At 66.1% G+C, this 20,459-nt stretch carries 18 protein-coding genes and 1 pseudogene; 13 read left to right on the top strand and 6 right to left on the bottom strand.

The window, feature by feature from the left end:
• Position 1: 1 nt before the first annotated feature.
• The 3 genes from AB5J62_RS15000 (at position 2) to AB5J62_RS15010 (ending at position 5,553) form a co-directional block, all read left to right on the top strand.
• Positions 2-1,378 carry a hypothetical protein gene (locus AB5J62_RS15000; protein ID WP_370948815.1) on the top strand — a complete coding sequence of 459 codons (1,377 nt, stop codon included), beginning with the start codon at positions 2-4 and terminating at the stop codon, positions 1,376-1,378.
• Between the two features lie 28 nt (positions 1,379-1,406).
• Complete coding sequence (locus tag AB5J62_RS15005; RefSeq protein ID WP_370948816.1) at positions 1,407-1,793, top strand: hypothetical protein; 387 nt, start codon at positions 1,407-1,409, stop codon at positions 1,791-1,793.
• 583 nt (positions 1,794-2,376) lie between these two features.
• Positions 2,377-5,553, top strand: a complete 3,177-nt coding sequence (locus AB5J62_RS15010; protein WP_370948817.1) for a hypothetical protein — start codon at positions 2,377-2,379, stop codon at positions 5,551-5,553.
• Here the strand turns inward: AB5J62_RS15010 and AB5J62_RS15015 are convergent.
• Positions 5,447-6,103, bottom strand: coding sequence for a YciI family protein (locus tag AB5J62_RS15015; protein ID WP_370948818.1), 657 nt, complete (start codon positions 6,101-6,103; stop codon positions 5,447-5,449). The genes AB5J62_RS15010 and AB5J62_RS15015 overlap by 107 nt on opposite strands.
• 87 nt (positions 6,104-6,190) lie before the next feature.
• Between AB5J62_RS15015 and AB5J62_RS15020 the strand changes: the two genes are divergently transcribed.
• Together AB5J62_RS15020 and AB5J62_RS15025 are read left to right on the top strand one after the other, a co-directional pair.
• The gene (locus tag AB5J62_RS15020; RefSeq protein WP_370948819.1) at positions 6,191-6,709 is read left to right on the top strand and encodes a hypothetical protein; all 519 of its coding nucleotides are present in this window, start codon (positions 6,191-6,193) and stop codon (positions 6,707-6,709) included.
• Positions 6,710-6,829: 120 nt separating this feature from the next.
• Complete coding sequence (locus AB5J62_RS15025) at positions 6,830-8,836, top strand: NB-ARC domain-containing protein (RefSeq protein WP_370948820.1); 2,007 nt, start codon at positions 6,830-6,832, stop codon at positions 8,834-8,836.
• Here AB5J62_RS15025 and AB5J62_RS15030 read toward each other — a convergent pair.
• Complete coding sequence (locus AB5J62_RS15030) at positions 8,813-10,234, bottom strand: hypothetical protein (protein WP_370948821.1); 1,422 nt, start codon at positions 10,232-10,234, stop codon at positions 8,813-8,815. The two genes, AB5J62_RS15025 and AB5J62_RS15030, sit on opposite strands and share 24 nt — an antisense overlap.
• Positions 10,235-10,933: 699 nt before the next feature.
• Here AB5J62_RS15030 and AB5J62_RS15035 point away from each other — a divergent pair.
• The 4 genes from AB5J62_RS15035 to AB5J62_RS15050 are packed head-to-tail and all read left to right on the top strand — an operon-like array spanning position 10,934 to position 14,055.
• Positions 10,934-11,365 carry a hypothetical protein gene (locus tag AB5J62_RS15035; protein WP_370948822.1) on the top strand — a complete coding sequence of 144 codons (432 nt, stop codon included), beginning with the start codon at positions 10,934-10,936 and terminating at the stop codon, positions 11,363-11,365.
• Between the two features lie 14 nt (positions 11,366-11,379).
• Positions 11,380-11,988, top strand: a complete 609-nt coding sequence (locus tag AB5J62_RS15040) for a DUF3558 domain-containing protein (RefSeq protein ID WP_370950264.1) — start codon at positions 11,380-11,382, stop codon at positions 11,986-11,988.
• Between the two features lies 1 nt (position 11,989).
• Positions 11,990-13,282 carry a hypothetical protein gene (locus AB5J62_RS15045; protein WP_370948823.1) on the top strand — a complete coding sequence of 431 codons (1,293 nt, stop codon included), beginning with the start codon at positions 11,990-11,992 and terminating at the stop codon, positions 13,280-13,282.
• 11 nt (positions 13,283-13,293) lie between these two features.
• A complete protein-coding gene (locus AB5J62_RS15050; protein WP_370948824.1) occupies positions 13,294-14,055 on the top strand; it encodes an ESX secretion-associated protein EspG in 762 nt (253 codons plus the stop codon).
• A 34-nt stretch (positions 14,056-14,089) separates the two neighbouring features.
• Here AB5J62_RS15050 and AB5J62_RS15055 read toward each other — a convergent pair whose 3' ends face one another.
• The 3 genes from AB5J62_RS15055 to AB5J62_RS15065 form a co-directional block, all read right to left on the bottom strand.
• Positions 14,090-15,385, bottom strand: coding sequence for a hypothetical protein (locus AB5J62_RS15055; protein ID WP_370948825.1), 1,296 nt, complete (start codon positions 15,383-15,385; stop codon positions 14,090-14,092).
• 369 nt (positions 15,386-15,754) lie between these two features.
• Entirely contained in the window at positions 15,755-16,945 is a 1,191-nt protein-coding gene (locus tag AB5J62_RS15060) for a caspase family protein (RefSeq protein WP_370948826.1), read from the bottom strand.
• A gap of 284 nt (positions 16,946-17,229) precedes the next feature.
• On the bottom strand, positions 17,230-17,412 hold the full coding sequence (locus tag AB5J62_RS15065) for a hypothetical protein (RefSeq protein WP_370950504.1): 183 nt from the start codon (positions 17,410-17,412) through the stop codon (positions 17,230-17,232).
• On the opposite strand from AB5J62_RS15065, the pseudogene AB5J62_RS15070 reads away from it, so the two are divergent.
• Positions 17,348-17,978, top strand: a pseudogene (locus tag AB5J62_RS15070) (hypothetical protein). The gene AB5J62_RS15065 and the pseudogene AB5J62_RS15070 overlap by 65 nt on opposite strands.
• A gap of 35 nt (positions 17,979-18,013) precedes the next feature.
• Here AB5J62_RS15070 and AB5J62_RS15075 read toward each other — a convergent pair.
• Positions 18,014-18,358, bottom strand: coding sequence for a hypothetical protein (locus AB5J62_RS15075; protein ID WP_370948827.1), 345 nt, complete (start codon positions 18,356-18,358; stop codon positions 18,014-18,016).
• Positions 18,359-18,793: 435 nt separating this feature from the next.
• On the opposite strand from AB5J62_RS15075, the gene AB5J62_RS15080 reads away from it, so the two are divergent.
• The 3 genes from AB5J62_RS15080 to AB5J62_RS15090 all read left to right on the top strand — a co-directional run bounded on the left by AB5J62_RS15080 (position 18,794) and on the right by AB5J62_RS15090 (position 20,360).
• Positions 18,794-18,928 carry a hypothetical protein gene (locus tag AB5J62_RS15080; RefSeq protein WP_370948828.1) on the top strand — a complete coding sequence of 45 codons (135 nt, stop codon included), beginning with the start codon at positions 18,794-18,796 and terminating at the stop codon, positions 18,926-18,928.
• Positions 18,929-19,043: 115 nt separating this feature from the next.
• On the top strand, positions 19,044-19,910 hold the full coding sequence (locus AB5J62_RS15085; RefSeq protein ID WP_370948829.1) for a DUF6192 family protein: 867 nt from the start codon (positions 19,044-19,046) through the stop codon (positions 19,908-19,910).
• Between the two features lie 3 nt (positions 19,911-19,913).
• A complete protein-coding gene (locus AB5J62_RS15090) occupies positions 19,914-20,360 on the top strand; it encodes a hypothetical protein (protein WP_370948830.1) in 447 nt (148 codons plus the stop codon).
• Positions 20,361-20,459 lie beyond the last annotated feature (99 nt).

A 20,459-nucleotide genomic window follows, 5' to 3' on the forward strand; every position in this document is an offset into this window, starting at 1 on the left:
CATGCGCTCGCTGATCATCCGGCTGCTCATAGCGCTGGTACTGGCGTTCTCGGCCGTCACCCCGGCGCTGGCCGCCGACGACGCGGCGGGCATCAGCGCGCAGATCGCCGCGGTCGACAAACAGCTCGCCGAGATTCCCCGCCAGAAGTCCGCGATCGACACGCAGCAGTCGGCGCTGGATCAACGCACGGCCTCCTACAACCAGCGCTCGCAAAGCGTCCTGTCCCGCCTGAACGCGGTCAGCCAGAAGATCGAGCAGCACAACGCGGTGGTCCGCGGCTACCCGGGCGGCGCGCCGCCCGCGGTCGCGAGATCACTCAACGCCGAGGCCGCCGCGCTCAACTCCGAGAAGACCGGACTGCAGTCGGAGGCCAGCGCGATCGCCGGTGACGGCGACGCGATCAAAGCCGAGCAGCGGCAGCTGGAAACCAAGCGAACCCAGCTGGACACCCAGCGCGCGACACTGTCCGCTCAACGGCAACAGCTACTCGCCTCCCTGACCAGCGCACTGCTCGAATCCCTCGCCGCGAGCCCCCAAACCGTTCACCAGGCCGACGGCGGCGACCCCGCACGACCTCCCGCCGCCGCGCAGCAGGCCCCGGACGCCGGCGGCGACCCGGCGTCACGGCAAGACACCCGCGCCGCACTCGACGAGTACGCAGGCACCAACCACGTCGACATCGACCAGCGCCCGGTCACCGCGACCCTGTCGCCGAAGGCCATCGCCCAGCTCCCCGCGGACAAGGCCGCGCACCTGCCCCCGAGCCACACCTTCGACGGCCTGATCCCCAAACCGGGCGGCACCTACAAAGCCGTATCGGTGGACCCGCCGGGCACCGCGCCCCAGGACTACGCCGACGCCATCGACGCGGGCGGCATCGCCATCGGCACACGCGACGGCAAGCCGGTCCTCATCGACGAGGTCGCCCGAGTCCCAGCCCCCGCGCCACGACCCCACGACTGCGCCGGCCCGTCCTGCCACGGCGACATCCCCGCCGACGAGCGCAACTACAGCAACCCGAAGACCGGCCGCGTGGACGCGAGCTGGTCCACCTTCGACAAGGCGCTGGCGGCCGCCCGCGACCACGCGGGCGGCGACCTCGGACCCGACGCCCTCAAGATGTACGACCGCAACCCCAAGACCGGCGAAGGCACCGGAACCCTCATCGGCGAGCAGACGGCCGACCGCCTCCGCGGCTGGCGCGTCGACGGACTCGACGGCCACATCAACTGGTGGAACTGGACAACGGGCAAGAAAGGCAAGGGCGGCACGTACGGCCACGACTGGTTCCCACCGGACCCCGCCACCCCCGGGTCGCGCTACATCGGCTGGGCACCGTGGCAGGATGCCCAAGGCAACATCATCGAAGGGAACTGACCATGGCCACGCACGGCGGGAACGTCTGATGCCACCACGGTTGACGAGCACACTGAGCTCCCTCGGCGTCGAAGCCGACCGCGACACACTCGCCGCCGTGCAAGCGGAGCTCGGCGGATCTTTCGCCGCACTGACGGAAATCCGCAGCCAGTGCACGGCCGAGCTGGATGCGGGCGAACTGGAACCCGCCGAGCTGACGGACTGGCTACTGGCCCAAATCCCGGAGTCCGCCGTCCGCGTCGCGTGGGTCGCCGACGGAGTCGGCGCCACGATGAGCTTCACCCGGTTCGCCGAAAACGTCGACGATCTTTGGTACCCGGCCATCGACGACATCGTGATCGTCGACGACACACACGCCGTCCTCGTCCTCGACCACGAGGAACGATTCACCTTCACCCGCCGCGCCGACTCTTAAGCCACGGCCCAATCCGCTGGCACGCCCGATCCATCGACATCGACGTATCGATTGCTGGGCGACGGTGCGGCAGCCCCCAGCCAACCGAGGGGCGTGGATACGGTTTGCCGGCGAGCTATGGCGGCTCTACCAGATTGTTGAATGGCGGGTCGTCACTCACTTGGCTTGTTTCGGCGAGAACGTTGTTCAAAGCGGTGAATCGTTTTCAGGTTTGCGCCCGGCGGAGTCAGCTCATCGCGCGCGCCAGGTGGCAGAACGAGAGCGGCCGGTAGTGTTCGTTTCACTGCCGACGTTGCGATTCCAGGAACGTTATAGGTGTTCACGGTCGGAGTGAGCGAACGGCAATTTTGACCGGCTCGGTTTCTCGGCGGTTCGGTTCTGCTCGCCGCTTGTCGAATGCTGCACGCCGCTCGCCGCGTATCCCTGGCTGGCGGCTTACGCGGGTTTGCGGTCTGGCCACTATGGATCGGGGCCGCGATCCGGCCGTGTCGTTGTCGTCCTGGTCAGACAGACTGTTTGTGAGGTCCAAGTTGCATCCCGCATCGCCGCGGTTCCCGCTCCGTTCGGCATCGGAGCGTCGAACGTGACCAAGGGGACCACGCGGCCGTCCGCTGACGGCGGCGAGATCATCGAAGGCGAAGTCGACCACGACTTTGCCGTCACCGCGTCGTCGGTCCCGGGGCGCATGGTCGGGGAGGGGGACGCCTACGGGCTTGGCGTGCGCCGCTCGTCCACCGTTCCTCCTGCTGTGGGGTCGCAGCCGCTCACACCGTACTTGGCGCGGGCGTTCGACACCGATCTCCGAGCCAGGGTGGCCAACGCCGCCGAGGGCGTGAGCACCCTCGTGGTACTGGGCTACGAGTCGCCGAGCGGGGCCAGCCGCGCCTGCTGGGAGGCGCTGCACCAGACGGTGCCCGAAGGCGAGGAGATGCTGTTCAACGGGTGGTGGGTGTGGCCCAAGCTGAGCCCTGGAACGCCAGAGGAGTTGCTGCGGTTCCTGGACGGCATAGAACCACGAACCGTCCTGTTTCTCGATCATCTCGAGTGGTATCTCGACGCTGACCAAGCGGGCTTGGGGGAGAAGGTCGTCGAGCAGCTTCGCCAGCTGCTGCACGATCAAAGTCGCGCACCCGTGCTGATCATGGGCACGATGCCTCGCGAGCACTGGCGGTGGCTGATGGAGTGTGACGATGCCGCGGAGTCGCGCCGACGGTCCCAGATCCGCAGCCTGCTCGACTCCGCCGACCTCTGGATGCCCGCCGAGCTGAGCGACGACGAGATCGCCGCCGCCCGTACCTGGCCGGACAGCCGGATGCGGGCCGCCGTGCGGCACTCCGACAAGAGACGGGTGATCCAACGGCTTGCCTCGGCCCCTGAACTGGAACGCCGATATCGGTGTGCGTCGGCGGCCGAACAAGCCGTGTTGCGTGCGGCGATCGCGTTGAGGCTGCTCGGGCACGAGGATTGGGTCCCCGCGATGCTGCTGCTCGACGCGGCCAGAGCCCATCACCCGGCCGGAGGTTTCGAGCTCGGGTTGGACATCGCCCTGCGGGAGCTCACCCGCCCTGGCCTGGCCGGAACCAGCCCGCTGATCCGGCGCGGCGCCGGGGCCGGCGAGTACCGCCTCGATGAGTACGTGGCGGAGATCGGCTGCCGGGAACGCCGCGCGGAGCCCACCACCGAGGAGCTCTGGACCTCGGTGTGTCATCACGCCGCGGTCGACCAGCTGGTGATCTTGGCTCGCGCCGCACGCCGGCGCCACCTGCTGCTGGTCGCGGCGAGCCTCTTCGGCAGGGCGTTCGAGCTGGGGGATTACGGCGCGGTCGGGGAACTCGCCGACATGCTGGGCAAGGCCGGCCAGGTCGAGGCCGCGGCCGAGCACTACGCGGTGCTGGCAGAAGCGGGTGATCTCGGCGCGATCAGGCAGGCGATCGACATGCTACTCAGCGCGAAGCGCACCAAGGTCGCGCTGGAGTGGCTCGACAGGTACTGCACCCCTGACCGGACCGAACTGCTCGGCATCGCCGCCCAGGCCTACGCCGCAGCAGGGCGCCGCGATCAAGCGATCGAGTGTGGCCGCAGGGCGGCCGTCCGTGGCGACTTCGAGCCGATGATGGTCGTGGCGGGCATGCTCAACGAGGAACGGCGCCTGGACACAGCGATCGAGCTGCTGACCGAACTCGCCGACAGCGGGCATCGCGCCGCGCTGAGCGCCGCCGTCGAATACCTCGCTGACGCCGGCAGCGACGACGTTGCTCAGCAGTGGCTGCAAGCACGCATCGACGCGGGGGACAGCAACGCCTACCTCCCTGGCGCCGTCCTGCTGGCAAAGTCGTTCCAGATGGAAAAATGCAAGGCCTGGTTCGAATCCGCTCGTGCCGCAGGGGTTCCCGGTGCCGCCGGTATCGCGGCGAAGACCTTCGCGGCGCTCAAGTACTTCGAGCTGGCCCAGCAGTTCGCCGAGCGCGCGGTGAAGACAGGTGAGTACGAGGCCGTGGTCGAGGCCGCTGTCGTCCTCGCCGGATCCGGGTTCTATTCACGCGCGGCGACGTTGTTCCAATGCGCCGCAGACGCGGGTCACCACCCGGCACTCGCGATCGCGGCCAGGACTTTCGCCGCCATCGGGCAGGTCAGCGAAACCCGGCGCTGGTTCGACCAGGCTCGTACAGCGGGTGTGGCCCCGGTGCTCGACACCTTGATCGCCGGACTCGCCGCGGCCGGTCACCAGCATGAGGCGATCGATTGGTTCCTGGATGAGGCGGACACGAGCCGCCAGGCCGGACTCGCGCCGATCATCCAGGTCATGCAATACGCAGGCCGTGTCGGAGCACCCGATCCCGAAAAGGAATGGTGCCTCGGGCGGGATGCGGTGAACTGGTACCGCACGCACACCGACCTCGGGGAACCGGAGATCTACCACCGGATCGGGGAGGAGCTGTTCGCCGCCGGGCTCGCACTCAAGCAGGACGCGCGGGCGAACATTCCCGGCAACGACAGACACGACACGGAAGCGTCGCAGCTTCAGTCCGCAGGCGCTGAATGGTGCCAGTACGCGGCGAAGTACGGCTGCGTCCCCGCGAGTCTGCGTGCCGGCGAAATGCTGATCGTCGTAGGCAGGCACGCCCAGGCGCTACCACTGCTGCGCACGGCGGAGGAAAGGGGAGAAGTCAGCGCGGTGGCGTTACGCGCGTTGTGTCTGGCACGCCTCGGGAATCCGGAAAGCTTCGACGAGATAAACGCCTTGCTCCGGCGCGCTCATGCACTGTCCGCCATGACCGAATACGCCGCCGCCGCGGCGATTCTCGCCGGATGCGCACCTCGTCTCGACAAGGTCCCGCATGTCGAGGGCCAGGATGCGTGGGCGGCGCAACAGGCCCAGGAAGCACAAGACGCGAAGGCTGCCGAGGTCGCCTCCGCGGCACGCAAAATGGGCGAGGAGCTGCTCGCCCTCGGTATGCGAGCCGGGGATCCCGAATCGCTACGGCAACTTCAACGTCGGCACCTGGCCGACTGCAAGTGGGAGAAGGCGATCGAGTTGTTCCGGAAGGTCGTCGAACGCGGCCTCTGTGACGCGAAGGAACTCGCCAATGGTTGGGACGCGGTGGCTGTGAGCCTCAGCGAGGCCGAACGCAAGGCGTTCAAAACCTACGGCCTCACCCCGGGTGGTGCCGCCGCGGGAACCTGGCGGCTCGCGCCACCGGACCGACGTTCCGTGCCACGCCTGCACGCGAACCAGACGCCGCAGCGGCAGCACCGGTGATCCACCGACGGCGCTGCCGGTGCTGCTGCCAGTGGTTTTGCATGGCACGACCGCCACTCGGGACGCACGCTTCCGCCATGATCAGCATTCTCAAGCGAGCCATCTCAGTGGTCGAAAGGGGCATGCGGCGGACGCAAGTCCAACGACAGCCGAGCACCAGGTACCGGTCGCCACCGGTCCGCCCGCCGGGGAACTCCCACATGGTGCGCCCGAGCAGGTTGCGCCACCGCCGCAGCAGCACGTCCCGGTAAACGCCCGCCTGGTAGCCGGGCTCGTCGAAGGCGAACGCACCAGCGTCGGCGGGATCGGGCAGGTCGACGACGTGCAGACTGCCGGTGGGCGTGTCGCCGTCGCCTGCGAGGGTCGGGCCGCGAGCGATCATTTCCTTGTCGTACCGGTCCATATAGGACCAGTGTTGCCCCAGCAGTTGTTCGCGAAGCGCCAACGATCCTGACCGGTCGCGGTGGTCGCAGAGGAACTCCGTTGAGGTGGTCCAAGTGGAGTACGAGCCACCCGGCGAATGGGGGAAGGTCGATCGATACTCCGACACCACAACATTCCCCCAACACTTTCAAATAAGACCCCGGTTCAGAGTTCGTCCCGCGACACGGCAACAACCTGGATCGAAGGGAAACTCATGAACACCAAACCGACCCCGTTCGCCCGGCGTGCCGTCCGGGCCGTGGTGACATTCCTGCTGACACTGGCCACCGTGGCAGGCGTGCTGCTGACCTCGGCACCTGCCCAGGCGGCACCCACCGCCTCGGTCAAGCCCACCCGGATTTCCGTGCCATTGGTGGTGAAACCCGGCAATGGCGCCGCCAACGCGGTTCCGGAGCCCTGCGGCACCTTGTTCATCACCATCGCGCCGGAAGGGCTCGGCCAGCAGGCTCGGCTCTTCTACGGCTTCAGCATCACGATCGGCAGAAGAGCCGTCTACCGGAACCTCCTGGTCCGGTACTCCAATGAGGCCAACAACGTGGACAAGACGTTCGAGGACACCGGCTACATGTTCAGTTTCGTTTACGACAAGGAAAGGGTCGTGGTCACGGGCATTCCGCTCGGGACGATCATCGCCACGATCGGGGCATCCGTCGTCCTCACCGACTTCTCGGAGTGCATCGGCATCGCCTCGAACACACTTCCCTTCCCGTAATCGACGAAAGTCGCCGCGGTCAGCCGAGAGCTGACCGCGGCGCGGGCTGTCCGGCGGCGTGCCGGCTCGCCGCACGGTAGTGTCCGGGTTACTTTGCTGAGCGTTGGGAAGGGGAGCCCGGTGCTGGTGCCGCACGAGGTTCCGTTGGGACCGGGTGTGTTCGTCAATCGCGAGCGGGAGCTGGGCCTGCTGCGGGAATTGTTGCCCATTGGCGGTGTCGGACGGCCGCTGATCTGTATTTGCCGGGGCTTTCCCGGGGTGGGCAAGACCGCGTTCGTCCGGCACTACGTCGAGCTGATCAGCGATCTCAGCGGTTACCCCGGCGGGTACCTTCATGTGGATTTCAGCGCGTCGCCGAGCGGTGAGGTCGTGTCGGTGGCCGACGCGCTCGCCTCGTGCTTGATCTCGTGCGGTGTCGCCAAAGAGGTGATCCCCGATGGTCTGGCCGCTCGGGCGAACCTGTTGCGCAGTCGCACCGCCGAGCGCGGCGTCATGATCGTGCTGGACGACGTGACCGATCCCGGGCAGGTCACGCCCTTCGTGCCGCGAGGTGCGGGCAGTGCGGTGCTGGTCGTCACCAGTAGCAAGCTCACTGAGCTGCAATTCGACGGTGCCGCGGTGGTCGAACTGGAACCCTTGCTGGCCGAGGACGGTGTCCATCTGTTCACGAGCTTGCGCGGAGGCGACGCCGCCGACGAGTCCGCGCAGGTCGCCGAGCTCGTTCGGCTCTGTGCGGGGCTTCCCGTGGCGTTGCGAGTGGCGGCGGCGCGGCTGGCGGCTCGCCCGGATATGCGGGTAGGTGACCTCGTCGCGCAGATCGCCGACGAAGGTGCTGGTATGGCCGCGTTCGCGGTCAGAGGCGTCGACAAGGTGTCCGCGGTGTTCGCGGTGACCTACGGTGCCCTTCCGGAGAGCGCGGCCAGGCTGTATCGGCTGCTGGGGTTGTTCCCCGGCCGGGATCTCACCTTCGAGACGGCCACCGAGCTGGCGGGTCCCGGGGACAGCGCCGTCGTCGACCTCGAGACGCTGATCGAATCGGGTCTGCTGACCGTCGACTCGGCGAGCAGGCTTTCGCTGCATCCGCTGCTGCGGCGGCACGCGTCCGGGCTCGCGGAGTTTGACGAGGGCAACGTCCGGTCGGCGGCGCTGCGCCGGGTGCTGTTCGGGTTGCTGTGCCGGGCGACGTTCGCCGATTTGGCCGTGCTCGGTCCCGGGCGTCTGCGCTGCACGCGGCACGAGCCGATTCAGGCGGGCTACTCGAATCCGTTCACCGGGCCGGAGGCCAAGAAACAGGCGCTGGCCTGGTTCGAGTCGGAGCGGTTGAACTTGATGGCGGCCGTCCGGCTCGCCGTCAAGCACGGCTGGAACGACTTCGCCTGGCAACTCGCCGAGGCGATGACCGCCCTGTATGTGCAGCGCCGATATCTGGTCGAATGGACCGAGTCCAGCGATCTCGGCGCGCAGGCGGCGGCGCTGGCCGGTAATCGGGACGCCGAGGCGCGGCTGCGCAGCTTCGCCTCCCGCGCGTGGACGGGCCTGGGCGATCTGGCGCGCGCCGAGCGGGAACTCGTCGAGATCGCGTTGCCGATGGCCGAGCAGTCGGCGAGCAAGCGTTTGCAGGCGTCGGTGTGGGAGCTGATGGGGCGTTTCCACGACGCGACCGATGACCGGGAACGAGCTGTCCAGGCTTACCGGCGTGCCATCGAATTGTTCACCGAGGAGGGTGACGCTCGCGGGATCGCCTTCGTGCTGTTCTTCCTTGGCTGCTCCCAGGAAGGCGCGGAGGCGTTGGCGACGCTGGAAGACGCGCTGCCTCGGGTTCGCGAGGTCGGCGACCGCCGGATGGAAGGCCGGGTCCTGACCAGGCTGGGCGCGGTGCTCGATGAAGTCGGCGAGCCGTCCCGGGCGCGTGCGGTGCTGGAGAGCGCGGTGGAGGTGCTCGTGCAGGACGGAGCGCATTTCTACGAGGCGACCGCGCAAGAACTGCTCGGCGAGCTGGCGTATCGGCAGCAGGACGTGGCCATTGCGCGGTCGGCATTCACCCGGGCGGCAGGCCTGCTGCGTGAGTTGTGCAGCCCACGCGCGAGTGAGGTCGAGGAACGCTTAGGCCAGCTCGACGTCGACTGAGTTCGGACCGGCGAGCACGGTGAGACGCCGGTTCCGCAGGCTGCCCGAGATCAGGCAGTGATAGGTGACGGAGCCGAGAATCAGCGTGTCGCACGGTGTCCGCGTTGTGGCGAACACTCGTCGTCCACCTCGGACCGTCGACACGGCGCCATCCGGCGTGGCCGCGATCGCGACTCGCACGCCGGGATGGGCGACGAGAGCGGCTTCGGTCCAAGCGACGGCCGCGTCATGGGTAAGCGGTGTCGAACAGGCGAGAACGGCCGCCTTCTCGGTGATCCGCAAGTTCGGTTCGGTCTCGTCGACCGCCAGGTGAGTCTCGTGACGGCCGGTCCGCACCACGGCGGGATGGCGCGTCAGCGTGATGGTGTCCACGCCCGTCGCGTGCACGGCGAACGCCGTTACCTTCGATTGCGTGACGTCGGGGTCGGGCACCCGGAGCATGGGCGCCTCCCCATCCGGCGGGGGCAGCTCGAGTGCTCGGTAGACCAGGTCGCGCAGGCGGGTCGTCGCGGCGCCGACCTCCGCGAAGACCCGATCGGTGACGGCCGACAGGGATCCTGGCCGATGCTCGGCCTTCGCCTGTTCCAGCTGGTTCAGCAGATCCTGGCCTCGGATCAGCTGGGGAGCGATGGAGGTCAGGTCGGCCACCGGTGTGCCGGGGACGGTCTCCGCCGAGTGCCCGGTGAGCAGGAGCGGGCGGTCGAGCCCCGCCGCCAGCAACCCCAGCGATCCGTGGTCCGTGATGACCTGGTCCGCCGCGATCAAGGCGGCGTGCCAGCCCTTCTCCGGGGGCAGCAGCACCAGGCCCGCCGCGATTTCGTCCGCCAGCCAGAGGCGGATCTGGGTCGGCCCGTACCAGGACCAGATGTTGGGATGGAGCGCCGCGCACACCAGATGACGGTCGGCGGGAAGGTCCGCCAGCAACTCCGCGGGTAGCGTCCGCCAACGGCCGAGCGCGGAGTCCGGCCGCCAGGTCGACGCCACCATGACGACATTTCGATCACCGGCACCGAGCACCCGGCGGTAGTGCGGCCGCAGCCGTTCGCTCGCCAGCAGCCGGTCGAATGTCGCGTCCCCGGTGACGACCGTGTGCCCGATCGCCTCGGGGCAGGCCGCGTGGACTTGCTTCTCCTGATCGGGATGGGAGAGGACGACGGTCACCTTGCCGTCAGCGAGTGCCCGCTGCGGAGGTAGACCGGCGAGCCGGACGCCGGTGCCATCGGGGGTCGGCACGTACTTGTTGAGGCCGAGCCCGTGCGGCAACACGATGGTGTGGCTCGCGACCTGGTCGAAGTCGACGTTTTCGCTGGCCGACAGCGCGAGGTCGTAGTGAAGGTCGGGTACGAGTTCCCAGGGGACGATGTGCTGCACGCCCGCGCTCGCGAGCAGCGCGTGCACGCCGCCGCGGAACGGTGTCGTGTCGTTGACCGTGAACAGGAATTTGATCCTGAGTTCGCCACGGAAGAGCTGCAGGGTCTCGAGAAGCCTGGTGGTCGAGGTCAGGGTTCGGGCGATGATCAGGACGGTGGGTTCAACGCCGAACGTGCCCCAGACGGCTTCCGGCTCCCGGCTCCCGGCTCCCGGCTCCCGGCTCCCGGCTCCCGGCTCCCGGCTCCCGGCTCCCGGCCGTCATAGTGTAGCAGGGTGAGTACGGAGCGTTGCTGCTGGGTGAAGTTCTCGCTTGCTTGTCATGGCTGGAAGCAGGTCACCCGTTTCGTTGCTGGGACGCGGTCGTCCCAGTTTAGTGGTGTGCCGTGGTGGATGGTCGATCGCTGGGGCGTGCCGGTCGCCACGGCTGCCGCGTGGCCGGATCTGTGGCGCGCACATGACCCTGCACGTGCTGTTGGCGCGGCGGCAATTCTTTTATGGTTCCGCACTACAGTGTGCGTCTCTTGTGCGTGAAATGCGTACGCGGCGGCATGCGTATACGGCAGAAGTTGATTACCCCGTTCGGGTAATGAATAGGTCTTCGCTCCTGGTTGAGCGCCTGTTGTCAATTCGTTTCATCCGAAAACCTGCAACTTGCAGTTGTCAGTTCGCTACCGTGGATAACGGGCCGCTCGGGGTGGCCCGCGGGGTGGCGACGAGGGGCGGGCGATGGGACAACCTGGCGAATGGCTGAGCGATGTTCATTTCTGGGTGTCCGACGCGCCTTCCGCGGGGAGCGCGGGTGGTCAGGGCGGTGACCCGCCAGGAGCGGGTCAAGGGTTCAGCCTGAGTCGCGATGAGGCGCTGAGCATGCTGGTTCGAGCTCGAGGTGTTTGCGACGAGCTTCGCGCGTTGCAACGAAAAGCTGAGCAGCTCACGCAGATGCAAGCTCCCGCAGACGAACCAGCGAGTAAAGGCTATAACTCGGCGGGGAATGGTGCGTTCGGTTACGGCTCTGGTCATATCCACAAAGAGATCGAATACCTGTCCGAGTTGATCAGCCGCCTCGAGCGCGCACTCGGAATCACCGCGCAGGGAGACGAGGATGCCGCCGCGGACATGAAACGAACAACCGCCGGGCTCGGAGGCCTTGTCGGATGAGTCGTCGAGTGGCCATGCCGTTGCTGGTTCTGGGATTGCTCGTTGCCTGCGGCTGTTCCAACGGCAACCTCACACAGTCGACACCTTCGGTCGATAGTTCGTCCACGCAGGCCGGTTCGACGAGCCTGCCGCACAGTGGCGCTCCCAAAGTGGTGAACCCGCTACCGGCGTCAGTCGTCTCCGGTGATCCCTGCACTGACACGCTGAATCCTGAGCAGCTCAAGCGAGCAATCGGTGCCACCGTTCAAGGTAAGCCTGACACGCTTGCCACCGGACCGACATGTGACTGGGGCAACCTCGAGACCGGCGGTCATGTGGGCGTCGGGTACACGACCCGGACACGTCAGGGACTCAGCGGTCTCTATCAGAACACCAAACCGCAGGCGATAATTTGGCGAGAATTGCCATTGATACAAGGGTTTCCCGCCGTTGCCCATGTGACGCCCCAGGGCGGTCTGCCTGACGTGTTCTGTGCGGTGGACATCGGGATCGCCGATGATCTGTCTGTCGACGTCGGCATTTTCCTGGGCGGTAGCAAGAAGGGCAAAGTCGATCCATGCGGGGTCGCAGCACAGGTCGCTGACTTGGTCATGACGACGCTGCGGCAGAGAGCGGGGGGATGAGATGGGATTCTTCGATCAGCTGGGCAGAGCGGCACAGTCGGCTTGGAACGACGCTGGAAATGTTGCCGAAACCGTTGTGAAGGAAGCAGAAAACGTCGCCGGCTGGGCTGCTGACCGAGCAGCCGACGTGACCAACTGGTTCGGCGATCTGTTCGCGGGCAATCTCGGTACCCAAGCGGTGGAAGCCTCCGTCATGGTGCAAGCGGTGCTGGCCAGTCGTGGAGCACCTTCTTGGCATGAAGGTGCTCAGATCGCGGATGAACTCGCGAACAGGCATCACGACATCGGCAACCGGATCGGCCAGATCGGCTCAGGTCTTCAGGCCGTCTGGACCGGGCGCGGAGCGGACGCTGCGCAGACCAAGCTCCGCCCGTTGGCTGACGTGGTCGACGCGGCCGCTCGAACCTTCACCGCCAACGCGAGCAATTTGAACGGAATGGCCCACGGCTTCGATCACCTCAAAGGTTCGCTCGTGCCGATGCCGGCGAAGCCCCATAAGAATTTCGGCGACATTGTCACCCCTTGGGACACCGACACCGAACGGCAGATCGACAACTACAACCGGATCGCCCAGGAGAACCTCGATCGCTATAGCGCTTATGCCCAGCAGGCTCGAGCGGGTAGGCAGCAGCTCAAGATCGACTATGGCCAGCTCGGTGACTTCGGCAACGGCGAATTCGCCATCGGCCAGACCGCCGGCCCGGGGAAGCCGCCCGCGCGTCGTGGAGTCGGCTCACCTCGCGGCACAGCAGGCGAAGCCCCAGGGAGAAGCCAGGGCGACCAAGGCACTGGTACCTCAACGAGCCGGGAACCGGACACGAGACCCGGCGTTTCCGGGCCTGGCGCCGTCGTTCCCGCCGAGCACACCCGGCCGGCAGCGGTGTCCTCCCCGTTGAGTGGCGAGGTTCTTGCGCAGACAACGGGCGGATCACCTTCGAACGCGATCTCGCTGCCGCCAGGCAGCTCGGCGGACCCAGGCCAGGTCAACGGTCGGATAGGCGCCGGTGGATCACTTGCCGTCGGACCGGGGCGAGGCGTCGGAGCGGCGCGGCCCGGAGAAAGCGCCGGACGCGCGGCCGGTATGGGCGTGAAAGGTGCGGCTGGTGGCCGCGGCGTACCAGGGGCCGGCGGTGTCGCGGCCGGTCCCGTCGGCGCCCGCGGAGCTGAAGATCACGAGCACGAACGCAGGTACGGCGTGGTCGACGACTCGATGTTCGGCCTCGACGTGCATGGGGACCGAGTGCTCGATCCGACCACCGGAATGCCGGTGACCCCACCGACCATCGGCGGCTAGCGGGAGGAACCGTGGCTGTCATCGACAGACCGGTGCGGATTCCCAAACTGGCCTTCCACCTCATCTGGGATTTGGCGGACCTCGGAGAGCCACATCCCGTCGTCGGCACCAACAACTACTACATGACCAGTGAGTTCCAGGCCGAGATGGAGGTGCGCGCACTCGGGCGCCTGGCGCAGCTCGGGCTTGCCTCAGATGGACTGGTTGACCGGCGTCTCAACGGCACGCTTCGCGCGATTGCCGAGTGCGACAGCCAGTTCTACGCGTGGAGCACGTTTCACGACCGCGATGACAGCGGTGCGATTCTGCTGGCCGCGGCGGGTCCCGACGCCGTAAGGCTCATCACCGACCACGAAATCGTTCAGCTGGAGCCGATCTCGCCGAGTCGTTTGGCCGAGCAGTTCGTGGCCACCCTGCCGGACGTGCCCGGTGCCGGCATCCGCCCGATGGCTGTTTCGAGGGCGGCATACGGCCCGCGCGACTTTGACGCTCAAGACCCGCTGGCTGAAGCACGGGTGTCAGGATCCGCAGAGTACTTACGCGAGCTCATGCGGGCCGAACGTGATGCCGTTCATCAACTTTACGTCGCGGTTCGCGACCGGGCGGGAGCCCGGCGGCGGAGCCTCCCGCTTTCGGCGATCGATCTCGCTGATGAGGGACGCGTCCTCACCTACCTCACCGACAGCGACGACGGCGAGGAGGAGATCAACCTCGTCTCAGGAACTTCGCGCAAGCTCGTGGCGGTTCTTGAAGCCACTGTGGACGGTTTGTGAGGCGCGCAGGCAAGACCGGGATCGATGAAATGGATCACGATGGTGGCACAAGGTCACCGAACAGACTTCTGGCCAAGTCTGCGTGCCGGCGTCGAACATCATCCTGCGACGACTGGCCAGGAGCCAGTGACTTGAGAGCCCCTTGCGCGATGGTGTCGGCCTGCAGGCTGGCGGCGAGCGCACGTCCCTTCGTCGCATCGTCGCGGTGCAGCTCGGCTTTGTCCTCAGCGGAGTCGGCCCGGCTCTCCGCCTTGTCCGCTCGATCGCGTTGCACCGCGGTGCCGAACAGCGCTCCTGCCGCTGTGAACGCCACCGCCTCGACGGAACCGAAGACCCAGGCGAGCCTGGTCCAGGTGAGGTCCGTCGACGAGCCGGCCATGGTCAAGAGGTAAATCGAGAAGAGCAACCAGATCGCGAGCGCGAACACCGCTACCCACAAGGCGGCGCCTCCGAGCACCTTCGTCGACTCACCTTTACCTGCGGAATCTGCGCTTGCCTTCCGAACGGACATGACCGTGGCCCTCCTTGATAGGAATCCGTTACGCACATTGGGGACGCCGCTGGTGCGGATGATCGTTCGATACCGCCACACTGTCGCGGCGAAGCGTGCTGCCGCGGTCGCGCGCCGCGGACCTGACGCTCTGGACAAGTCGGGGCTCGTCACGTTCGTCTGCGGTACCGACAGCGTCGCCGAACTGGCATCGGTCTTGACGAGCAAAGCGATGTAGCGGCGCCGCACCGCTTCCAGCGGAGCCAGGTCCAGCTCCTTGCCCAGCCGATCGCCGTCGATCAGCGTCGTCAGCCGCAGACCGATTTCCATGCCGAACCGCAGTGTCGGCGGCGCGAACCGGGATGCCTCCGTAAGCAATCGCACGGTCGCCTCGTCATCATGGTGCCGCCAGGCACTTTCCGCGGCGAGCGCCAGGCCGTCGGCGCCGAGCGTGCGTGCTGCCGCAGTTCTCCGGCACCACAGCGCGAGCCTCGCCCGATCTCCGCCGAGCGCGTACGCATAGCCGACGAGGAGCTGCGTGTACGACGGGGCGGACCAGTTCACTGTCGACGCGGCACCCCTCAGTCGTTCGACGGTGCGAGCCGCGGCGGCCGCGGCCGCATGCTGGCCGGCCAGTAGGTACCTCATGAGGTGGCGGCCGAACGGGTCATCGGGCTCGACCCTCGGGCGCGCGACAGAGGAATGCGGGCGGTGCCAGAGAACCCGGACGCTTTCGGCGGCACCAAGCGGCGGCACCCCGAGCACGCGGCGAGGGGTTCGGCGGCTTGCCACCTCGAGCCGCATGGCCTGCGGTGCGCCGGCCAGGTGATCGACCGTCACCGTTCGGCTTTGGCGCGAGTTCGACCGAGCCGGGTGGCAGACGGTCCCACGAGGTCAATGTCATGCCAAAGGTGTCCGGTGACTGGCCACGTGGTTCTTCCTCGGAATCGCCCGTTGTGATCTCGTCGGAGGTGAGCTGATCGAAGTCGAGCAGCAACCGGATCGGGCCTCGGTGCTCCACTATCGGATTCAGCAGATGCGGGCGGTATCCGGGAATGGCGACCGCGATCGCATTACGCTCGCGGAGCCACAGGTCGACGCTTTCACCCGCGCATGCGTAGCGAAGCCGGTTTTGCTCGAGGAATCCGACCGGTGTGCACGACGCCAGGTGCCTGCTGTCCGGAAGCTGTTTCCATTGGAAAGTGACTTCTACCATTGGGCCGACTCCTCCCCGGTCGCGGCCACGACTTGCTTGCGTCGGTCGACACAGAGGTCGTAGAACGACCTGCAGGTTCCGTGCTCGCCGTCCTGCCAGGCCACCTCGACGCGGTAATTCCCGGCGGGCAGGTTCACGGTGTGCTGGTGGCCGTTGAGCTCCCCGCGATCGACGACCTGGCCGCCGAATCGAATGCAGAAATCGAGTGGCAGCGCGGTGCTGGTCGGTTCTGGCAGAAAATCGACCGGGAAGCTCGGCGCAGGCTGCGGCCGGTTGATCCCATGTGGAGCGTGCTCCCCGTTGACGCTCGGCTCCTTTCCGTCAATATTGGGTACGTCGGGATGAGCATGCCGGACCGCTTCGGGCAATTCCCGCTGGAGCCTGTTCTTGGTGATCGTGAACGTACCGCCGATCAGTTCGCCCGCGGTATCGAGCAGGGGAAGAAAAGCCTTCGAGAACAAGGTTCCTTCTGCCGCGCTGATCGTGTAACCCTTGGCCCCCATCCGCGCTGCCATGATGTTGAGCTGGAATTCACGTCCGCTGTAATCCGAGGCGGCGACAGGTACAGGCGGGTAGATCCCGCAGGATGTCCCTTGTGGAGCGACGGCGGTAGCGCAACAGTCGTATATATAGATGTTGGATCGCGCCTGGCAGGTCTTCAACGACTCGGCGACCGCCATCAAGTTGATACTCTCGACATAAGGGTCGTTCAACTGGTTGGCGCCACCGAGAAAGGCGAACAACCCAGCGGCCGGCCCGGCGACTCCATGGCCGGCCACATACAGGATCGCGACGTTGTCGTGGTTCGAGTCGCAGTCTTCCTGCCAGCGCTCCAACGCGTCTCGGACATTGACGGCCGTCGCGTCCTGCCAACGTCCGGCGGGAAGGAACGGCAGCTCATCTTCGGTGGGCGAGAGCAGCAGGCGAACGGTGCGGAGCGGTATCTCAGCGGGATCCAGAAATCTGGACTCGAGGAAGGTGGCGAAACAGGCCGCCCCGGTGGCGCATCCCGGAACGTCTTCGAACTGGGGGAGTGACCTGAACCGCGGATGCCAAGGCCGCTTCCGGAGTGGGTAGTGACTGACTCCGATCACGAGTGCGTGCACGCCCGGACCGGAAGTTGCCTCGTTCACCGGACAGCCGTGGCTGAACAACTGATCGTCTTCCTCATGCGTACAGGTCATGTCGCCCACCTCGCTGTACGAGTCGCGACCACGCAATCCGCTGTTACGCGCAGTTACCGAACCTTTGTGATCGCTGTCGACCGTGGGGGTTGGGGGGCGGGGGCGGCACGGGGTCCCTCAAAGTCATCAGCATTCGACAACGGAAAAAGCCCCCGGACGAAGTCCGGGGGCTTGAACACAATCGACCAATATGGTGCGCGATACTGGGATTGAACCAGTGACCTCTTCCGTGTCAGGGAAGATCAACCGGGTTCCCGACCAGGCGATTCTCGTATTTCAGCAGGTCAGTACGTCCTGTTCCTCCTCGTTCCGGCGGCTTGCCACTCGTTGCCGTCGCCGGATTTTCGCCGGATGATCTTGGCTTCGGAGGACGTGTTCGACGTGTCTGATCGTGATCCAGTTGTGAACGTCGTGACGGCGATCGCCGCGACGGTGGTCGCCTTGACCTTCTTGTTCGGCTTCGGCAATGTGCTAAATCTGGCTTTGAGGCTCGGCGTGCCGGTGTGGATCGCGCCGCTAGTGGCGCCTGCGGTGGATCTGTCGGTTCTGGGGCTTTTGCTGGCCGTGCGTCACCTGGCGCTGCAGGGCATGGCCGCGGAGGGCTTGCGCCCCCGGTCGACGGCTTCTCCTGTTCGCCAGCGTGGTGACGTTGGCCTTGAACGTTGCGGATCCACTCCTTGCGGGCCATGTCGGCAAGGCTGCGTTCGATGCGGTGGGGCCGCTGCTGTTGATCGGGTGGGCCGAGGTCGGGCCGGACTTGTTACTGAAGCTCGAAGGCTGCCAAAAAACTATTAAAGTGCCTGGTAGTGGCGCTGCTGAGGCGGCTTCGTCCGGGGGAGTCGCGACCGACGAAACGGACCGTGCGGATGATCTTCTGTCGCGTGCTAAGGAAGAAGACATGCTGCATTGGGTGCGAACCCAGCGGCCCATTTCGGCGGAGGTGCTCCGCGAGCAGTTGGGGATCGGTGCCTCTCGAGCCCGGATGCTGGTGAAGGCGGTACGGTCCGAGTACCGGGCTCGCGCCGGTGATTAGTGACCAGGTCAGGGTCGTTTGCACGGGTTCGGCTCTCAGTTGCCCGAGCCGCTGGCAAAGCTGCTGTGGTGAGAACAGGTTCTGCAATGGGGGTCACGTCGAGACCGCTGGTCGGTCCTCTGTCCGTCGCGAGGGAACTGCAGCACCGAATGCTCACGGTCCTCGGTGTGGAGATTGGCGACCGCGAACATGAAGTGGTTGACGGCTTCGCCAGCAGCGACGCTGTTCAGCGCGATCACGCTGGGGGTGGGAACCTCGCCGATGTATCGGGCTTGCTCCTGGACATTTTCCGGAAGCATGTCCAGTGCCAAGCCGGTCGCGTCGATCAGACCGCTACATTTCAGGCAGCCGTTTCCGGGGATCTGCTGCCGGACGGTCACGTGGATACGACCGATCTGTCCGTCTAGGCCGACTGCCCTTGAGCGTGTGCGCGAAGTTTCTGCCGTGTGCTGCGATCATCGGATTTCTCCGGGCGTCGGGCTCTTCTCGCGAGCGAAAGCCCCTCAGGTTGTGGCAGCCGCCGCCCCGCGTATGTGGTCCGCTGGGTCTGGCTTTGTCGACGACGTGGTGCGACGCTCCTTCGATGGCGGTCGAGGTAGGCAAACGGAATTGTCTCGCGTGTGGGAGCGAAATCCCCGAAGCGGCTCGCCTTTCCGCTCGCTTTTGCTGTGATGCGTGCCGTTCCCGTCACTGGCGTTGGGAGCGTAGGACCGCGCTGAGAGTCGACTTGTTGACGCGCGGTCGAGAGAACGAGGCGAAGGCGGTATGCCTCGGCTGTGGTGAAACGTGGGTGGTCGGTCTGCAGCGTCGCCCTAATGTCCGCTACTGCTCTTCCCGGTGCAGAACACGAGCCTGGCGGGCGCGGCACCGTGCCGTTCGCGAAACCGTCACGTAACGGTTTCGCGAACGGCAAAAAATTGGCTCTGATCTGCGAAAACATCGAGATCTGACCCTTGCGCCTTCCGTTAGCGGCGCGCAAAATTCGAATGTTCACGAAGCGCCCCGGCCGTCCGCGCGACCGACGACTGGGGCGGCCGTGTTGATGATTCGAAGGATGAGTGAGTCATGGTTTCTGGCATCGGGCACGTGACGAAGGCGCGGTACGAGCTATTGCTGGATCGCGCTATCAAGGCGATCGAGTCGGTGGGTGGTCATCAGTTTGAACTCGGTGATATCGCGCTGGAGATTGAACCCATGAACCGAGTGGGAGAAGCGGGCGGTGGTGTCTACGACACGCTGCGCACCTTCGCCGACGATATCGGCGTTGAATTCAGCACCTTGCTCGGGTATCGCATGACTGCGGCGGCTTGGCCGAGCGGGAAGCGGCGCCTCGATCTTGGCAGCTTCACGGTCCACCGGACGATGGCTCATCTGGACCGCCGCTTCCAGCTCATCAAGAAGCCGACACTCAACCCGCGTACGCGTCGTCGGTACTGGCGGGTCGACGACGCGGCGCGCCTTGCTGGCCGGACGCCGAAGCAGCCGGAGAGCAGGCAGGAAAAGGTCGCCAAGGTCCACGATTTGGTCCGTGACACCGAGGTCGCCGCCACTGTGGCGACCAACCTCCTGCATCGGCCCGAGGTGGCGAGCAAGGCGATGGCCGACCACACGGCCCGTCGCAGCGTCAACACCGCTCAGTTCGAGCGTGCGCGAGAGGTGCGGCACAAGGTCGAGAAGCAGATTCCCGCTGCGCGCAAGCTGCGTTATTCGATCGAGGTCACGCAGCTGATCGGCGGCTGCAACGCCTTCGTGGCGGTGGTGAACCGTGCGTTGCCGATGTTGCGCGAGAACAATCTGACCGATGCTGAGGAGGCGGCCGTCGGCCGGTATCTGGTGAAGGTGCGCGCGGCGGCCGACTGGTGCCAGACCAGCCTGGAGACCGGGGACGCGAGTATGGATGAGCAGCTGGCGCAGTTGCTCGGGGAGGAGTGAGCGATGGTCCGCGTCCCACTTCCGCGTCCCGTGGTTGGTGAACGAGTCCGGCTCGCCTTGGAGGCCGCTCGCCCCGGCGCGCTCAAGACCGCGGCGCTCGTCGAGGTGACCGAACTCAGTCTCTACCAGGTCCGTAACGGGCTGCGCTGGATCAGAGAGACCGCGGCCGTCGAGCACCTCACCCCCCTGACCTGGACTTTTCGGTCCGGCTACGCCTTCTCCGACGAGCCGGAGGACTGGGTCGACTATGAGCAGCGCCAGGTCATCGCCGCACTGACGAAACTCGAGCTGACAATCACCGGTGTGTTCGCCCCGCACCAGGGCAGGAGCGCTGACCCGTACGTCACGATGGCGGTTCAGCAGATCAACGGCGTCATATCGGCCTTGAAGTTCGTGCGTGATCAGGCTCCCCGAAGCTCGCGTGAGAACCACCAATCGATCAAAGCTTGAACCCTGGACGCGCCTGGACACTTGACTCGCCCGAAGGTCTGCATCCGGCTATCGGCGGGCACTACGGCGCCAAACGAGTACAGTCCGCCTGTCAGCTAG

This window comes from Amycolatopsis sp. cg5 (assembly GCF_041346955.1).
Classification (GTDB): domain Bacteria; phylum Actinomycetota; class Actinomycetes; order Mycobacteriales; family Pseudonocardiaceae; genus Amycolatopsis.

Coding starts and splice junctions, on each gene's coding strand:
- AB5J62_RS15000 (WP_370948815.1), top strand. CDS start 2: ATGCGCTCGCTGATCATCCGGCTGCTCATAGCGCTGGTACTGGCGTTC.
- AB5J62_RS15005 (WP_370948816.1), top strand. CDS start 1,407: ATGCCACCACGGTTGACGAGCACACTGAGCTCCCTCGGCGTCGAAGCC.
- AB5J62_RS15020 (WP_370948819.1), top strand. CDS start 6,191: ATGAACACCAAACCGACCCCGTTCGCCCGGCGTGCCGTCCGGGCCGTG.
- AB5J62_RS15035 (WP_370948822.1), top strand. CDS start 10,934: ATGGGACAACCTGGCGAATGGCTGAGCGATGTTCATTTCTGGGTGTCC.
- AB5J62_RS15040 (WP_370950264.1), top strand. CDS start 11,380: ATGCCGTTGCTGGTTCTGGGATTGCTCGTTGCCTGCGGCTGTTCCAAC.
- AB5J62_RS15045 (WP_370948823.1), top strand. CDS start 11,990: ATGGGATTCTTCGATCAGCTGGGCAGAGCGGCACAGTCGGCTTGGAAC.
- AB5J62_RS15060 (WP_370948826.1), bottom strand. CDS start 16,945: ATGACCTGTACGCATGAGGAAGACGATCAGTTGTTCAGCCACGGCTGT.
- AB5J62_RS15080 (WP_370948828.1), top strand. CDS start 18,794: ATGTCCGCTACTGCTCTTCCCGGTGCAGAACACGAGCCTGGCGGGCGC.
- AB5J62_RS15085 (WP_370948829.1), top strand. CDS start 19,044: ATGGTTTCTGGCATCGGGCACGTGACGAAGGCGCGGTACGAGCTATTG.
- AB5J62_RS15090 (WP_370948830.1), top strand. CDS start 19,914: ATGGTCCGCGTCCCACTTCCGCGTCCCGTGGTTGGTGAACGAGTCCGG.